The sequence below is a fragment of the Bordetella ansorpii genome (genome assembly GCF_900078315.1).
GTDB classification, from domain to species: domain Bacteria; phylum Pseudomonadota; class Gammaproteobacteria; order Burkholderiales; family Burkholderiaceae_B; genus Bordetella; species Bordetella ansorpii.
Map to the genome: position 1 here is coordinate 376,297 of NZ_FKBS01000029.1, position 16,738 is coordinate 393,034.

General features: G+C 63.9%; 10 protein-coding genes and 3 pseudogenes. 8 read left to right on the forward strand and 5 right to left on the reverse strand.

The window, feature by feature from the left end; all coding sequences use genetic code 11:
* The first annotated feature begins 119 nt into the window (after window positions 1-119).
* From A7W11_RS23440 to A7W11_RS23465, 6 genes are read left to right on the forward strand one after another with little or no spacing between them, the layout of a single operon-like run.
* Window positions 120-1,289 carry a DUF3422 family protein gene (locus tag A7W11_RS23440; RefSeq protein ID WP_235816954.1) on the forward strand — a complete coding sequence of 390 codons (1,170 nt, stop codon included), beginning with the start codon at window positions 120-122 and terminating at the stop codon, window positions 1,287-1,289.
* A gap of 58 nt (window positions 1,290-1,347) precedes the next feature.
* The gene (gene fghA / locus A7W11_RS23445) at window positions 1,348-2,178 is read left to right on the forward strand and encodes an S-formylglutathione hydrolase (protein ID WP_066419964.1); all 831 of its coding nucleotides are present in this window, start codon (window positions 1,348-1,350) and stop codon (window positions 2,176-2,178) included.
* 18 nt (window positions 2,179-2,196) lie between these two features.
* A complete protein-coding gene (locus A7W11_RS23450) occupies window positions 2,197-3,504 on the forward strand; it encodes an NAD(P)/FAD-dependent oxidoreductase (protein ID WP_023464789.1) in 1,308 nt (435 codons plus the stop codon).
* A gap of 51 nt (window positions 3,505-3,555) precedes the next feature.
* The gene (locus tag A7W11_RS23455) at window positions 3,556-4,869 is read left to right on the forward strand and encodes a replication-associated recombination protein A (RefSeq protein ID WP_066419966.1); all 1,314 of its coding nucleotides are present in this window, start codon (window positions 3,556-3,558) and stop codon (window positions 4,867-4,869) included.
* A 54-nt stretch (window positions 4,870-4,923) separates the two neighbouring features.
* A complete protein-coding gene (gene nhaA, locus A7W11_RS23460; protein WP_066419967.1) occupies window positions 4,924-6,789 on the forward strand; it encodes a Na+/H+ antiporter NhaA in 1,866 nt (621 codons plus the stop codon).
* A 25-nt stretch (window positions 6,790-6,814) separates the two neighbouring features.
* A complete protein-coding gene (locus A7W11_RS23465; protein WP_066419968.1) occupies window positions 6,815-9,466 on the forward strand; it encodes an excinuclease ABC subunit UvrA in 2,652 nt (883 codons plus the stop codon).
* An 80-nt stretch (window positions 9,467-9,546) separates the two neighbouring features.
* On the opposite strand, the pseudogene A7W11_RS23470 reads toward A7W11_RS23465, so the two are convergent.
* Window positions 9,547-10,401, reverse strand: a pseudogene (locus tag A7W11_RS23470) (conjugal transfer nickase/helicase domain-containing protein); the annotation flags it as partial.
* Window positions 10,402-10,532: 131 nt separating this feature from the next.
* Between A7W11_RS23470 and A7W11_RS23475 the strand changes: the two are divergent.
* Window positions 10,533-10,838 (forward strand): ArsR/SmtB family transcription factor, encoded by a 306-nt coding sequence (locus A7W11_RS23475; RefSeq protein WP_066419976.1) that lies wholly within the window; start codon window positions 10,533-10,535, stop codon window positions 10,836-10,838.
* Window positions 10,839-10,960: 122 nt separating this feature from the next.
* Here A7W11_RS23475 and A7W11_RS23480 read toward each other — a convergent pair.
* The 3 genes and pseudogenes from A7W11_RS23480 to A7W11_RS23485 all read right to left on the reverse strand — a co-directional run.
* Window positions 10,961-12,478, reverse strand: a pseudogene (locus tag A7W11_RS23480) (DUF3363 domain-containing protein); the annotation flags it as partial.
* Window positions 12,465-12,656 (reverse strand): annotated as a pseudogene (locus A7W11_RS27675) (helix-turn-helix domain-containing protein); the annotation flags it as partial. The pseudogenes A7W11_RS23480 and A7W11_RS27675, both read right to left, overlap by 14 nt.
* A 335-nt stretch (window positions 12,657-12,991) precedes the next feature.
* Complete coding sequence (locus A7W11_RS23485; protein WP_459562137.1) at window positions 12,992-13,408, reverse strand: putative quinol monooxygenase; 417 nt, start codon at window positions 13,406-13,408, stop codon at window positions 12,992-12,994.
* A gap of 98 nt (window positions 13,409-13,506) precedes the next feature.
* Between A7W11_RS23485 and A7W11_RS23490 the strand changes: the two genes are divergently transcribed.
* On the forward strand, window positions 13,507-14,475 hold the full coding sequence (locus A7W11_RS23490) for a GlxA family transcriptional regulator (RefSeq protein ID WP_066421663.1): 969 nt from the start codon (window positions 13,507-13,509) through the stop codon (window positions 14,473-14,475).
* A gap of 114 nt (window positions 14,476-14,589) precedes the next feature.
* Here the strand turns inward: A7W11_RS23490 and A7W11_RS23495 are convergent, their stop codons facing one another.
* Window positions 14,590-16,551, reverse strand: coding sequence for a relaxase/mobilization nuclease and DUF3363 domain-containing protein (locus A7W11_RS23495; RefSeq protein WP_066419979.1), 1,962 nt, complete (start codon window positions 16,549-16,551; stop codon window positions 14,590-14,592).
* Between the last annotated feature and the right edge of the window lie 187 nt (window positions 16,552-16,738).

Here is a 16,738-nt window from a genome sequence, read left to right on the forward strand (position 1 = left end):
CCGACCGCCACCGTGTACGGCATGCCGGCCTATGCCGATCGTGCTGCGGCCGTGGGTGAAGTGCATGCGCGCCCGCATCTGTTGATTCAAGCCCCCGCGGCATATTGCAGCTCGCTTTCATGACCGAAGGCGACCAGGCCAGGGATCAGATGGCGATGAGCGAGTTGTCTCATCGCTTCGGCGTTGCCGAGCCCGACCACGCTACGCCGCTTCACGGCGTGACATGGGATGAGGGTGACTTGCACTGCGAAAAGCACACCGAGTTCTCGACGTATCTCTGGTGCGCTTCGCTGGATTCCGAGACGGGAGAGCCGTGCGGCGAAAATCCGTTCAAGCATGGATTTGTTCCTCCCGGCCCGGTCGTATCCGGCATCCGCTTGAGACTTCTTCCATGGACGCCGGAAACGGAGAAGGAGGCCGATCGCTTCGATCCTGCCAGCCTGTGCTACTCGCTGGTGGAGAACGGCTCTACCGCCATCCTCACCGACTTCCGACAGGATGAGGATGGCCTGACGCAGATCCTCGTCCTGGCCCGCGATTTGACCCCGGCGCGGGCGGGTGCGCTGGCTCAGCGCGTGCTGGAGATCGAGACTTACCGCACCTTGGCGTTGCTGTCCCTGCCGTTGACACGATCGATGACGTCGGAGCTGCGACGCATTGAGTCGCGCCTTGCGGCGATCACCGACGAGATGTGTACGAGCTTGGTAGAACGGCGCGACAGCGACGTGCTGCTGTCCGAATTGACCGGCCTAGCTGCCGAGCTGGAAGCTGGCGTTGCGGCGAATCTCTATCGCTTCGGCGCCAGCCGTGCCTACTACGAGATCGTCGAGGAAAAGCTGGCAGCGCTTTCGGAAGAGGCCGTATCCGGGTACTGCACCTGGGCGGATTTCCTGCAGCGTCGCATCGCTCCCGCCATGCGGACATGCCAATCCGTAAAGGAGCGCCAGGCCAAGCTCTCCGACAAGCTGACCCGGGACATCGCGTTGCTGCGTTCCTGGATCGACGTCGAGCTTGAACGCCAAAACCGCGATCTGCTTGCGTCGATGAACAACCGGGCCAAGATGCAATTGCGCCTTCAGCAAACCGTCGAAGGCCTGTCGGTCGCGGCAATTTCTTATTACGTCGTGAGTCTTCTCGGCTATTTGCTCAAGGGCATTCCGATGGTTCACGACAGCGTGGCGCCGGTAATGGCGGTTCTGGTTCCTGCGGTGATGCTGACGATCTGGTGGATCGTGCGCAGGATCAGACATGCCCACGGCGACACGGCAGCGGAAGAGAAATCTTCCTGACGAGATGCCGTCCTGGCGCGCGAGAGCTGCGCCGTTCCTTTGAACATAGGAGAACACCATGGAACGCATCGAACATCACGCCAGCTTTGATGGTTGGCAGGACGTTTATCAGCATGAATCCACGACGCTCGGTTGCACGATGAAGGTCGGCGTCTATCTGCCTCCGCAGGCACAGCACGGCAAGGTGCCGGTGCTGTACTGGCTTTCAGGCCTCACCTGCACCGAGCAGAACTTCATCACCAAGTCCGCCGTCCAGCGCTACGCGGCCGAACATGGCATTGCCGTCGTCGCGCCCGATAGCAGTGCTCGCGGCGTAGGCGTTGCCGACGACCCTGCCTATGACCTCGGACAGGGGGCGGGTTTCTACGTCAACGCCACACAGGAACCCTGGGCTGCGAATCATCGGATGTACGACTACGTCGTGCAGGAACTGCCGACGCTGATTGAGGCCCACTTTCCCGTGACGGCGGAGCGGGGCATCAGCGGCCATTCCATGGGCGGGCATGGCGCCCTGGTCATCGCCCTGCGCAACCCGGGCCGTTATCGAAGCGTCTCGGCCTTCTCGCCCATCGTCGCCCCCACCCAGGTTCCCTGGGGGCACAAGGCCTTCGAGGCGTACCTGGGCAGCGATCGGGAAGTGTGGAAGCAGTACGACACCGTGGAGCTGATTCGCACCGTACAGGAGCGTTTGCCGTTGCTGGTTGATCAGGGCTTGGGCGACGAGTTCCTGGAGAGCCAGCTTCAGCCCGATCTGCTGCGCAAAGCCTGCGACGAGACGGGGCACCCGCTCACGTTGAATCTGCGCCCAGGCTACGACCACAGCTTTTACTTCATTGCCAGTTTCATTGGCGAGCATATGGCACACCACGCATCGGCGCTGAAACGCTGAGAGAGATGAGATCAGGTCATGACAAAGACCTCCAAAAACCGACATCACGTCGTCATTATCGGAGCGGGCTTCGGCGGGATCGAGGTTGCCAACGAGCTTGCTGGTGCCGAGGTCGATGTGACGATCATCGATCGGCGCAATCATCACCTGTTCCAACCCTTGCTTTACCAGGTTGCAGGGGCGTCACTTTCGACATCCGAGATCGCATGGCCTATTCGCTATCTCTTCCGCAATCGCCCGGAAGTGAACACCTTGATGGCGGAAGTGGAAGGCATCGACCAGGACGCGCGTCAGGTCATTCTCAACAATGGCTCACGCCAAACCTACGACACGCTCGTACTCGCGACAGGCGCTACCCATGCCTATTTCGGACACGACGAATGGGGGGCTTTTGCGCCGGGGTTGAAGACGCTGGAAGATGCCACGACCATTCGGGGCCGAATCCTGGCGGCTTTCGAGGAGGCCGAGCGCACGAGCGATCCTCAGCAGCGTGCCGCGCTGCAGACGTTCGTCATCATCGGTGGTGGTCCCACCGGGGTTGAATTGGCCGGGACCATCGCCGAGCTTGCACGAGACACGCTGGCGCGTGACTTCCGCTCTATTGACCCGAGCACGTCCCGGGTTGTACTGATCGAGGCGGGCCCGCGTCTGTTGTCGGTCTTTCCAGAGGATCTTTCGGCCTATACGCGCCAGGCACTCGAAAAGCTCGGGGTCGAGGTCGTGCTGGGTACGCCGGTCACCGAATGCTCGGCCGACGGCGTGGTGTATGGCGGCAAGCCCCTTTCGGCCAAGACCATCGTCTGGGCCGCAGGGGTCCAGGCGTCTCCCGCAGCTCGCTGGTTGGGTGCTGCGTCTGATCGCGCGGGTCGAGTGGTCGTTGGTCCCGACCTGACGGTGGCAGGTCGCCCGGAGGTCTTCGCCATCGGCGATACCGCCTCGTGCACTATGGCCGACGGGAAGCCCGTACCGGGCATCGCCCCGGCCGCCAAACAGCAAGGGAAGTACGTCGCCAACCTCATTGGACGGCGTTTGAAAGGCAAGTCCGCTGACGGGCCTTTCAAATACCGGCATCAGGGGAACCTGGCCACCATCGGCCGCAGCCTGGCCGTGATTGACATGGGGCGGGTTAAGCTGCGTGGTGCCTTTGCGTGGTGGATCTGGAAGCTCGCGCATATCTACTTTCTGATCGGTACGCGAAATCGTCTCAGCGTCGCTTTGAGCTGGGTATGGAACCACAGCATCGGCTACCGCGGCTCTCGCATCATCATGCATGCGATTGCCGACAAAGAGCCCACAGCGTTGGATAAATCCGGCTCTCTGGATTGAGGTGCCCACCTTATCGGAACGTCAACTATCAGAAATGCCAGGGAGAGGAACTTGACCGATCTATTCACGACAAAGCCCAAGCCTCCCTTGGCCGAACTCCTGCGGCCCAAGACGCTGGACGAATTCGTCGGGCAACGGCACTTGCTCGGCCCCGGCAAGCCGCTGCGTCTCGCGTTCGAGGCGGGCAAGTTGCACTCGTTCATCCTCTGGGGGCCGCCAGGCGTGGGCAAGACCACCCTAGGGCGCCTGGCCGCCAGTGCGACCGACAGCCGATTCATCGCCATCTCGGCCGTGCTGGCCGGGGTGAAGGACATCCGGCAAGCCATCGACGAGGCCCAGGCCGAACTGGACAACCATGGTCGATCGACGGTGCTTTTCGTCGATGAGATCCATCGCTTCAACAAGGCGCAGCAGGATGCCCTGCTGCCCCATGTCGAGTCGGGGCTCCTGACCCTGGTGGGGGGGACGACCGAGCATCCGGGGTTGGCGGTCAATTCCGCACTGCTCTCGCGCGCGCAGGTCTATACCCTCGAACCGCTGTCCAGCGACGAACTGAACCAGCTCTACGAACGCGCACTGCCGCATCTCCAGGGCGTCACGTTGGACGCGGACGCGCTGGACCTGCTAAAGGGCTTTGCCGATGGCGATGGCAGGCGCTTCCTCAATCTGCTTGAGCAGGTGACGAATGCGGCGTCGGGCGCTGGCAAGACCGTGGTCGATGGCGAGTTCGCCAAGCTGTCCACCAGTCCATCGCTGCGCAGGTTCGACAAGGGCGGTGACGAGTTCTACTGGCAGCTCTCAGCCTTCCACAAGTCGCTACGGGGCTCCGATCCCGATGCGGCCCTGTATTGGCTGGCCCGCATCCTCGACGGCAGCGGCGACGTGAGCCAGGTGACCCGCCGCATGGTGGTGATGGCCAGCGAAGACATCGGCAATGCCGACCCGCAGGCGCTGCAACTGGCACTCAATGCTGCGCTGGCCTACGACAGGCTGGGCTCGCCCGAAGGCGAGATACCGCTGGCCCAGGCGGTGACTTACCTCGCTCTGGCCCCCAAGTCGAATGCCGCCTATGCGGCCTGGGATCAGGCCAAGGCATTCGTCAAGCGCAGCGGCTCCCAGCCTGTGCCGCCCCATCTTCGCAATGCGCCGACGAAGCTGATGAAGCAGATGGGATATCACGAAGGCTACCGCTACGCGCATGATGAGCCCAACGGCTATGCCGCTGGGCAAACCTATTTTCCCGAGGGCGTGGCGCGGCCGGGCTGGTACCAGCCAGCGGACAGGGGCGTCGAGCGAAGGCTGGGAGAAAGGCTTACTTGGCTGCGCTCGCTCGATGACGCGACGCCGCCAAGCCCGGACGCTTGACCGACATCCCCCGAAATTGGCCCATCGCTACTTCACGAACTACAGGATAAGAACATGCCAGACGCTTCTCTCGGTGAATCCTCGGCGAATATCAGACGGAGACGAGTTGCCCGCTATCTACGCACTGAGTCTGGGGCTGCGGTGCTGCTGGTGATCGTCACGGTTGTGGCGCTCGTGTGGGCGAACTCGCCGCTATCCGATGCCTATTTCGAGTTGTGGCACCTGGGCGTCGGGTTCAACTTTGGGCCATTGGGCCTGCACATGGATCTGCATCACTGGGTCAACGACGGCCTGATGGTCGTCTTCTTCTTCCTGATCGGCCTGGAGGTGCGTCAGGAATTCGCCCACGGGTCGCTCCGGGACCGCAGCCGTGCCCGTCTCGCCCTGATCGCGGGGGTTGCGGGTGTCGTGCTTCCCGCGCTGGTGTATGTCCTGATCGTGGGGCTGGCCGGAAGTGAGGGCCTGCACGGGTGGGGGGCGGTGGTCGGTACCGATACGGCGTTCATGCTGGGCACCCTGGCGATCGTCGGCCCGCGGCTATCCGGTCAGTTGCGCGTGTTCCTGCTCACCCTGACCGTGGTCGATGACTTCCTCGCCGTGTCCATCATCGGCATCGTCTATAGCGAGGAGATCCGGGTCGTCCCGTTGCTGATCGCCCTCGCCAGTCTCGTCGGGTTGTGGTTGCTGGGGCGCAACCGCCAGTGGCGGGCAACGCCCTATGTGCTGATCGTGATCGTCCTGTGGCTCGCGACCGTGTACTCCGGCATCCATGCCTCCCTCGCCGGGATGGCCGCGGGGCTGCTGATCCCCGCCTACGCAACGCAACGTCACAAGGTCGTCGCGGCAAGACAGTTGTTCCGTGACTTCTGGCAGTCTCCGAGTGCCGCATCGGCTCGCGCAGTGGACTGCGGGCTGTCCCAGGGTATCTCGGTGAACGAGCGGCTGCACGAGTTCCTGCGGCTGCCGACAGCGCTGCTGATCGTGCCGGTGTTCGCCTTGGCGAACGCCGGGGTGGACCTGCGTGGTGGGCTGCTCGCTGAGGCCTTCGGCTCGCCCGTGACCTGGGGCGTCATCGCGGGGCTCGTGCTCGGCAAGCTCCTGGGCATCGGGCTCATCACTCTCGCCGCGGTCCGCCTCGGCCTGGGGCGCCTGCCGGCGGGTGTCGGAATGGGGAGCGTGTTCGGTGGTGCGGCACTGTCCGGGATCGGGTTCACCGTGTCGCTGCTCATCATCGGGCTCGCGTTCGGCACGACCTCCGACCTGGGCCGCCAGGCGACGGTCGGCGTGCTCGTGTCGATGATGCTCGCCACGTTGCTCGGGCGGCTCATATTCAAGGTTGCCGCTCGCAGGTGGGATGAGGAGACCGCCGATCTGCCGATGGTGCTTGAGCCGCCGGTCGATCCCGAGGTCGATCACATTCGCGGGCCAGAGGACGCGCAGCTCACGCTGGTGGAGTACGTGGACTTCGAGTGCGCGTACTGTGCGCACGCTACCGGTTCTTGGGAGGATCTGCGCGCCCACTTCGGGGACGACCTGCGGTATGTGGTGCGCCAGTTGCCGCACCACCCGCATGGGCCGATCGCCGCGCGTGCGTCCGAGGCGGCATCGAATCAGGGGATGTTCTGGCCGTGGCTGGACTTCGTGTTCACCCGTCAGCACGCGCTGGAGCGCGAGGATCTGATCGGCTACGCCGTAGAGCTTGGGCTCGACGTCGATCGGTTCATCGCGGATCTCGACAGCCCTGCGGTGATCGAGCGTGTCGAGCGCGACCTCGCCAGTGCGGTCGCCAGCGGTGCGCATGTCACGCCGACGTTCTTCGTCGAGGGTCGCCGCCTGCGCGGCAGCTACGACGCCCGCACTCTCACCGCAGCGCTCGAAGCCAGCCGCCGCGGCACCCGAACTCAGGAAGTCCCGTCCTGAGCGGGACGAACTACAGGATAAGAACATGCCAAACAATTCTTTCGGTGAATCCTCTTGTACCGCTGCGGCCAGCGGCCTCGTGCAGGTGCGTGGCGCCCGCGAGAACAACCTCAAGGAGGTGGACGTCTCCATCCCGCGTAACGCGCTGGTGGTGTTCTCGGGTGTCTCCGGCTCCGGGAAGTCCTCGCTGGCCTTTGGCACCATCTATGCGGAAGCCCAGCGGCGCTACTTCGAGTCGGTGGCCCCCTATGCGCGGCGACTGATCGACCAGGCCGGCGTGCCGGACGTCGATGCGATCGACGGCCTGCCGCCGGCGGTGGCGCTGCAACAGCAGCGGGGCTCCAGCAACGCGCGTTCCTCTGTGGGCAGTGTGACCACCTTGTCCAGCCTGGTGCGGATGATGTATTCGCGCGCCGGCGCCTACCCAGCCAACCAGCCCATGCTGTACGCCGAGGATTTTTCGCCCAACACGCCGCAGGGAGCGTGCCCGACCTGCCACGGCCTGGGCCATGTGTACGAGGTGACTGAGGCCATCATGGTGCCCAATCCCTCCCTGAGCATCCGCGAGCGGGCGATCGCCTCCTGGCCCCCCGCCTGGCAAGGCCAGAACCTGCGCGACATCCTGGTCAGCATGGGCTACGACGTTGACCGACCGTGGAAGGACCTGCCGAAGAAGGATCGCGACTGGATTCTGTTCACCGAGGAAACACCGACGGTGCCGGTGTACGCCGGCTTCACGCCCGCCGATACCCGCGCCGCGCTCAAGCGCAAGATGGAGCCGAGTTACATGGGCACCTTCACCGGCGCCCGGCGGTATGTGCTGCACACCTTTGCCAACACCCAGAGCGCGCTGATGAGAAAGCGCGTGTCCCGGTTCATGGAGGGCAAACCGTGCCCCACCTGCCACGGCAAGCGGCTCAAGTCCGAGGCGCTGTCGGTCACCTTCGCCGGCGTGGACATCGGCGCGTTCATGCAGATGCCGCTGGACCAGTTGGCGGCCTTGCTCGAACCCATCGCCCAGGGCGATTTCCGCGCCCATGCAGCGGGGGCGGCTACGGACAAGGAAGCGACCCGACGCGACCGTGCCGAACGCGCGGCCTCCGGTCGTGCCGTCCATGCGGTATCGCCCGACGTGCGCCGCACCTCGGCGCTATCGGAAGAAAAGCGCCTCGCCGCGCAGCGCCTGGCCGGTGGCGTGATGGCACGCCTGCGCCAACTGCGTGGGCTGGGCCTGGGCTACCTGACGCTGGACCGGGCCACGCCGACGCTTTCGGCCGGCGAGTTGCAGCGCCTGCGGCTGGCCACGCAATTGAGTTCCCTGCTGTTCGGTGTCGTGTACGTGCTCGACGAGCCCTCGGCGGGCCTGCACCCCTCCGACAGCCAGGCCCTATACGACGCGCTCGACCGGCTGCGCGATGCCGGCAACTCGGTGCTCGTGGTGGAGCACGACTTGAACCTGATGCGCCGCGCGCAATGGCTCGTGGATGTCGGGCCGGATGCTGGGGAGCGTGGCGGCCGCGTGCTCTACAGCGGCGAGCCGGATGGCCTGCGCAAGATTGCCGAATCGCGTACTGCACGCTACCTGTTCGATGAGATCCCCGCGCCGGGAAGCCGGGCACGCGAAGCGACCGGCTGGCTGGAGCTGCAAGACATTCACCGCCACAACCTGCATGGCGTGAATGCGCGCATTCCGCTGGGCGTGCTGACGGCCGTCACCGGCATCTCCGGCTCGGGCAAGTCCAGCCTCGTCGCGCAGGCCCTGCCGGAGCTGGTGCTGCTGCACCTGGGCTACGAGCCGGAAGACGATGTAGCCGAAAGCGCCACCAGCGAAGGGCCGGCAGTGATCGAAGCGACCGGCGGCCATCTGGCGGGCGACGTGGACGCCGTACAGCGTCTGGTGCAGGTGGACCAGAAACCGATCGGGCGCACGCCGCGGTCGAACCTGGCCACCTACACGGGCCTGTTCGACCATGTGCGCAAGCTGTTCGCCGCCACGCCCGATGCGCGACGCCGCCGCTACGATGCCGGACGGTTCTCGTTCAACGTCGCCAAGGGGCGCTGCGAGACCTGCGAGGGCGAGGGCTTCGTCAGCGTGGAACTGCTGTTCATGCCCAGCGTGTACGCGCCGTGCCCGACGTGCCATGGCGCACGCTACAACGAGGCCACGCTGAAGGTGCAATGGAACGGGCGCAACATCGCCGAGGTGCTGCAGATGACCGTGGACGAAGCCAGCGAATTCTTCGCGGGTGAAGACGCTGTGGCAAGGCCACTGCAACTGCTGCGCGATATCGGACTGGGCTACCTGCGCCTGGGGCAACCGGCCACCGAGCTTTCCGGTGGCGAGGCGCAGCGTATCAAGCTGGCGACCGAGCTTCAGCGCAGCCAGCGCGGCCGAAGCCTGTACGTGCTCGACGAGCCGACTACCGGGCTGCATGCGTCAGACGCCGACCGGCTGCTGGTGCAGTTGCAGCGCCTGGTCGATGCCGGCAATACCGTAGTGATGATCGAACACGATATGCGCGCGGTGGCCCAGGCCGATTGGGTGATCGACGTGGGGCCTGGTGCAGGCGCTGCCGGCGGCAGCATCGTGGTGGCGGGCTCCCCTCAGCAGGTGGCCCGAACGTCTGGCAGCAGAACCGCTCCGTTCCTTGCACAGGAGTTGGCGCGGGCCGAGTAGCTCAGTTCGCCAAATGTTGCCAATTTTCGCGGGGCATTGATCGTCGCCACACGACGGTGGCGATCAATGCCCGAATCGCGTCATCCTTCCTGAGTCAGAGCAAGATAGGGGTTGTTGGGCGGTATTTCGGCGAGTGCCAAGGACCCATCTTCGAGGAGGTAGCCATGCAGTCGGCGGGACTTCCTCGGGCCCGTGACTTCACAAGTCCAAATGTTCAGGCCATTGGGCTGCTTTCGATGTAGCTGCAGCTTCTCGAAGCGCTTCTGCACCCACTGCCAATCCTGTTGATTCTCCTGCTTGGCGAGTGCGGCCACTTCGGGATGCTCCTGCGCATAGCGTTGGAACACACCCGGGCTGACCAGGTAGGCCGTGTCATTCACCGTATGCACGAGTGCCTTCGCGTCGTTGATGATGAGCCGTCGTGCGGCGATTCCCTGCTTCAGCCAAACGATGAACTGTTTCCCGGATGGCTTCGTTGCCGATGGCCCAGGCGTAGGCGCGGGTGCAGGTGCAGGCGATGGAATGGACGTCGCGGCTATTGCTGGCGCGGGGGTGTGGAGGAACTCCTCGGCATCCTGGCCAACGCCGGCCGACTCACCCAAGCCCACCATCGCGAGCAAATCCTGCATGACGTCGGGCACGGGCTGGGCTGCGGGCGGTGAAACGATGGTGGTGCTGTCGCCCTCCCAAATCGGAGGCTCTTGACCTCCCTGCGCTGGGTTCACCGAGACGGAAGGCGCGGGAGCCGACATGCTGGCGTCGTTTTCCGTGGGCGTCGCGTCGATCTCTACCGTCCCCGCGAAAGGTGCTGGTCGCTCGCCAGACTCCCAGATCAGCGCGGGAGCGAGACGCAACAGGGTGAACGAATGGGACCAGCCGGTCGTGCTGGTCACGGTCGCGCGCCAGACCGCTTTGCCGTCCGAGGTGGGCTGGAGCCCGACCTCACGGCGCCGGGCGTGATGGCGGGCTACTTCGGCCTGAATCAGTAGTGGCTCTCACTACATCCGTGCACTGCTATTAGTAATTGAGATATTATAATATCGAGAAAAGTAGTTTTGAGGTTGCCATGAGCATTGATATCCATGAGGCACTGAAGGCTTTGGACAACCCCGCCCGATTGGCGATCTTGGCCAAGCTCAAAGACCCACGCAAACACTATCCGGAGCAAGAAGTCGATCCCGAAAAGGTCGGGGTTTGCGTGAGCATCATCCAGGAGAGTGCGGGGCTGTCACAGTCGACCATTTCACAGTACTTGACGGTCTTGCAGCGGGCCAAACTGGTCACGTCCCAGCGCATCGGACCTTGGACCTATTACAAGCGTCACGAAGGGAATATTGAAGAGTTGCTGAAGAGCCTGCAAACGTTGATCTGAACATTGGCCGTGCCGTTGCGGTGTGCGCGGCGCGGATTTTCACCGGCCTTGACGACAACGCAGAATATGCCAGGAACCAAGCTTCTGTTGTCGAAGTGGCCCGGCGTTTGGCGTCAATCTGGCTATACCGAAACACCACGCTGCCTTCCAATCTCCCACGACACCCCGCCGCCGCGTACCGTCGCGGCGATCTGCTGCCCCGGCCGCTGTTCGATCACCGGCCGCCACGGCACCAAGCTGAATCCCATGCCGTCATCCAGCATCGCGTAGCGACCGCTGGCGAGCATGACTGAGCGCCGATAGATGCCGGCCACGCGCTGCCCGTCGGTGACGGGCCGATGCTGTAGTCCGGTGTCGGCGGCAATGTCCTTGGCGACCTGCGCCAGTTCCCGATTGCGCAGCGTGCCCAGCAGGTTCCGGGCGAGGATCACACGCTGTCCCCGCCTCTCAGCCAACCCCTGTTCGGCCAGGAAGTCGGCGCGCTGTTGCAGGGTGTTCTTGGGCTCGCTGCCAAAGCCCAGGTCGCCCAGCCCCTTGCCGCCGCCGATCAGTTGCTGGTCGAGCCAGGTGGCACCGATCACGCGGGCTTGCCGCTCGATCGGCAGGTGAGATTTCAGTTCCACGGTCACTCCGCCCAGCCGCTGCGCGTCGTACTGGCGGCCACGCTCGGCCAGGTCGTCCGGCACCTTCCATAAGCCATCGGCGACGCGCTCGACGATGCCGGCACGGCGCAGGGCTTCCAGCCGGCGAACATGGGCCGCGACGACTTCCTGCGGGTCGCGTCCGGCCTTGGCCCGCCCTTGTTCGATGGCAAGGTGGTCGTCAGCGCGGTACAGACCATCGCTTACCAGCGTGACGATGTTCTTGTCGGCCGCCCGCACCTCGGCGGAACCGCGTACTTCCACCACTGAGCCGGTGGGATAGTTCACCAGTTCGTCGCGGGCGTTCAACGCGACGTAGTGGGCCTTGCCGTCCACGCCGTCGATGACCAGATAGCCGCGGTCGTGCAACTCGTCGGCCAGCCCCTTGGCCGCGACGCGGCCTACGATGGTGCGGCCGCGTTCATCGGCGTCCTGGCCCGGCTCGAACACCGCCAGCTCGCGCGGCTGGCAGCTCATGGCCCGCTGCATCGTTCGGATGATGTCGCCACGCTCGCCCAGGGCGCGCAAGGTCTTCTCCGCGTCCGCATGGACGGCCCAGGTGCCGGGCTGCGTCTCGTCGGCCAGGCCCAGGCGCTGCAAGCGTTGCAGGCGGCCGATCAGCAGCAGGCGCTGGCGTTGCAGCCGGGGTTCGTTGAAGCGTTCGATCTGCACCCGGCCATCCTCGCCAGCCTCGCGTAGCAGGGTGCGGTCGAGGCTCGTCCACCGCTCCTGCTCCACTTCGCGCTGCAAGGTCTGCTGGATATCCAGTTCGGTGCGAGGCCCCAGCCATTCTGTCGCCAGCTCGGCGGCCCGGTGGCGGAAGCCGTGGGCGATGTAGTCGCCGGCGATGATGAGGTCTTTGCCGGTGTCGTCGCGTCCGCGCACGATCAGGTGCGTGTGCGGGTTGTCGGTGTTCCGGTGATCCACCGCCACCCAATCCAGCCGCGTCCCCAGGTCGGCCTCCATCCGGTTCACCAGATGCCGGGTATAGGTGCGCAGCACGAGTCAGGCGAGTGCTACGCGTGGTACGCACAAAGAGCTGGACGCCAAGGTCTTCTTCCAACTCCTTGATCGCGCGCGATAGCGGCGACTGCTCGATGTGAAGCCGCTCTGCCGCTCGCGCGAAATGAAGTTCTTCGGCCACGGCAAGGAAGCAACGAAGGTGTCGTATATCCATATCACTGCAATCCAGGCTCGAACCTTCGGCTATTACCTATGACAGCAACTAGGTCGTTACAGCCATTGAGCGCAATGCGGCTCTTCACGGCGCTGAACCACCCTGCGACTGAATCAACCCCTCAGTGTTTCAGGTCTGCAAGGTGGGTCGTAGGCTCGCCACATTTCTCAATACAGGAAACTGCTGCACATCGTCGCGGTGATCTGCTACCACAGCTGCTGTTCGTCACCCGCCTCCATGTCACGGGGAAAACCACGTGCCTTCATCGGACATAGGATGCGCCCGATCTGCGGGCGCATCCTAATGAAGACAGAACCAAGTGCCTTGTCGAATATTTACTTTGAAGGCGAGAGCTTGACAGCGAGTACGTCGATTTTCTCGATGCTCGGGGGGCGCTGCAGCATATCCGGCGCTTTCGCCATCAGCGCGGCGGCTACCTTTCCCTCCAAATGCGCAGTTCGGCCCGCCTCATTGGGAAAAGTGTCGAAGATGGCAAATTGCGTTTTGCTCAGCCTGACGGCGTACCACGTGGTCGTACCTGGTTCGGCTTCCACGACGCTGCGCCCACCAAGCAGAAACTTCGCGACTTCCTCCTCCTTGCCACTCTTTGCGTCCAATACGACCCAAAGTCCCACCTTCGCGGCAGTCTCGACAGGCTCTGCCGCATGCACTTCCGTGCCATTCAAAATCGCGCCGGCGCCAAGGGCCAGTGTGGTTGCGAGAGCTGCCGTTGTTGTCTTGAGAGAACTCATGAAACGCTCCTAGTACATTGCTGAAGGAGCCGTCACTGTAATCAAGGAGCGCAATCTTCAGTAGTGGCGAAATTGACTTATATGGTATGCTTCTCGCCATGAACATTCAGGTGCTTATCGTCGATGGTGCCTTCGATATCGGCCTGTCGGCCGTGCTTGACACTCTTGCATTGGCCAATGAGCTCGTGCCGCAATTGGAAAATCCAGTCGAACCATTCCACGTGGCACTCGTGGGACCACGACGCCATGTGAGTACAGCGCATGGCTTTGCCGTGCCACTAACACCCAAGCAATCGCTGCGCCGGCCCGATGCTGTTGTGGTGCCCGCGCTCGGAGCAAAGCAACCGCCACTCATCGCGGATGCACTGCGCCGCAAAGACGTTCTCGCCTCGTGCGGTATGCTTCGAGAGCTGTCGCAGGAGTGTGCCTTGATCGGCGCGGCATGCACAGCCACTTTCGTTCTAGCGGAAACAGGATTGCTGGACGATCACAAGGCTACAACCTCATGGTGGCTAACCCCGTTCTTTCGGCAGCGATATCCGAAAGTGCTGTTAGACGAATCGCGCATGCTCGTGAATTCAGCGCCGTTCGTTACTGCAGGGGCAGCCCTGGCGCACTTCGATCTTGCGCTAGGGTTGGTGCGCAGCAAAAGTCCCTCACTGGCCGCGATGACTGCGCGCTATCTGTTAGTGGAGCGGCGACCCTCGCAAGCCGCCTTCGTGATCCCTAATCACCTCGCTCATGCCGACCCCTTGGTCGAACGCTACGAGCAATGGGCACACTCCCGCTTATCACAGGGATTTTCGCTGGCTGATGCGGCAGAGAGCCTCCATGTTAGTGAACGCACTCTGTCGCGTAAGTTAAAAGCTGTCACTGGGAAGTCTCCTCTTTCTTTTTTTCAGGATATGCGCGTGCAGCAGGCCGTGCATCTGCTGCAGACAACGTCGGAAAGCATTGAGAGTATTGCGGTGGCCGTTGGTTACTCTGATGGCGTTACCTTGCGCACGCTGCTGCGTACCAAGCTCGGACAAGGTTTGAGGGAGATCAGAGCCCAAATAGAGAACTAGGAGCGGTCGACCGAATCCAAATTCAACCCGGCAGATCAGCCTCCTACCAAAAAAGCTGCACATTAAGTTCAGCAAATCACAAACCCGCCCTGCGATGAATAATAGTTGGGATGGCTAACTGGCTGGTCCCCCTCTTGTTCGCCCAATCTCCCAAGACACGCCGCCGCCGCGCACCGTGGCGGCGAGCTGCTGCCCCAGTCGCTGCTCGATCACCGGCTTCCACGGCACCAGCGAAAAGCCCATGCCGTCGTCGAGCATCGCGTAGCGCCCGCTGGCGAGCATGACACTGCGTCGGTAGATGCCGGCCACGCGCTGCCCGTCGGCCATCGAGCGATGCTCCAAGCCAGTTTCGGCGGCAATGTCCTTTTCGGCCTGCGCCAGCTCGCGCCCGCGTAGCGTCGCCAGCAGGTTGCGCGCGGGGACGACGCGCTGCCCGCGCTGCTCGGCCAAGCCCTGTTCAGTCAGAAAGTCGGCGCGCTGGCGTAGCGCGTCCTTCACCTCGGCCCCAAAGCCCAGGTCGCCCAAGCCCTTACCGCCTCCGATCAACTGCTGATCGAGCCAGGTGGCGCCGACGACGCGCGCTTGGCGCTCGATGGGTAAGTGCGATTTCAGTTCCACCGCCACGCCGCCGCCAAGGCGCTGCGCGTCGTACTGGCGGCCCTGCTCGGTGAGGTCGTCGGGCACTCGCCAGACGCCTTCGGCCTCGTGCTCCACGATGCCGGCGCGGCGCAGGGCTTCGAGCCGGCGCACGTGCGCGGCCACCACCTCACGCGGATCGCGGTCGGGCGTAGCCTGTGCTTGGGCAAGCGCAAGATGGTGGTCGGTTCGGTACACGCCACCAACGGACAGTGCGGCGATGTTGCGGTCGGCAACGCGCACGTTGGCCGCCCTTTTCACCTCTATCACGGCCCCGCTCGGGTACTGCTCCAACTCCGAGCGCGGCGGCAAAGCGACGTAATGCGCCTTACCGTCCGTGCCATCGACGATCAGATAGCCCTTGTCGTACAACTCGTCCGCCAGCCCCTTGCCAGCGACGCGACCGACGATGGCGCGGCCAGCCTCGCCGGGTTGGAACACGACCAGCTCGCGCTGCTTGCCACTCATAGCCCGCTGCATCGTGCGGATGATGTCGCCGCGCTCGCCCATTGCCCGCAAGGCCGGCTCGGCCTCGGCGTGGACGGCCCACACGCCGGGCTGTTGCTCGCTCGCCAGGCCCATGCGTTGCAAGCGTTGCAAACGGCCGATCAGCATTTGTCGCTGGCGTTGCAGCCGGGGTTCTGCGAAGCGTTCGATATGCACCAAGCCGTTGTCGCCGGCCTCGCGCTGCAAGGTGCGATCCAGACCTGTCCATCGCTCCTGTTCGACTTCGCGCAGCATTGCCTGCTGCATCTCCAGCTCGGTGCGCGGCCCCAGCCATTCGGTCGCCAGCTCCGACGCACGCCGACGCATCCCTTCGGCGATGTAGTCGCGGGAAATGATGAGGTCTTTGCCGGTGTCGTCCTTGCCGCGCAGGACAACATGCGTGTGCGGGTTGTCCGTATTCCAGTGATCGACAGCCACCCATTCCAGCCGAGTGCCCAGGTCGGCCTCCATGCGCGCCATCAGGTGCCGCGTGTAGGTGCGCAGGTCGTCGAGCTGTTCGGCATCCTCCGGCGAGACGATGAACCGGAACTGGTGCCGGTCGCCTTCGCCATGCGCCTTGAACGCTTCGAGGTCGGCATCGTCGGTCGGCGGCCCGTAGGCGTGACCCGGCCCGCCTTGACGATCGACACCTTCGCGCTCGATGTAGCGCAGGTGCGCGGTGGTAGAACGCGGCCCGGCCTTCGCCAGATTCACCAGCCGAGCCTTGATCGTCACACGCCGGGCATTCGCCCCAAGTCCCTGCCCAGCGAAGCGCGCCGCAACGTGACCGCGCCCCAGCCGGGAGCCGGGGCGTTGGCCGACTTTGGCGGCTGTCTTGCCGAGCTTCGCGCCGGCCTTGTTGGCCTGCCGCAGCACTTTGTTGACGTAGGCATCGCCGCGCTGTTTCGGAGCACCAGGCCGGACGCGGAAACGGTCGTCGTCGCGGTTACTCATGGTGCGGCTCCATCCAAGGCCATCGCAGTCCAGCAGACGAAGCACGCGACTTCGCCAGCGCCGAAGCGGCGTTGCGCACCTTCGCGGCACGCTGCCGCCCTGAGCGCGTGCCGCGCTCCCCCCACGTGCAGACAAGGTTTTCAAGCGGCCATGTGCCGCGACCTTTTATCTTGCCTTCCGCCTTTGC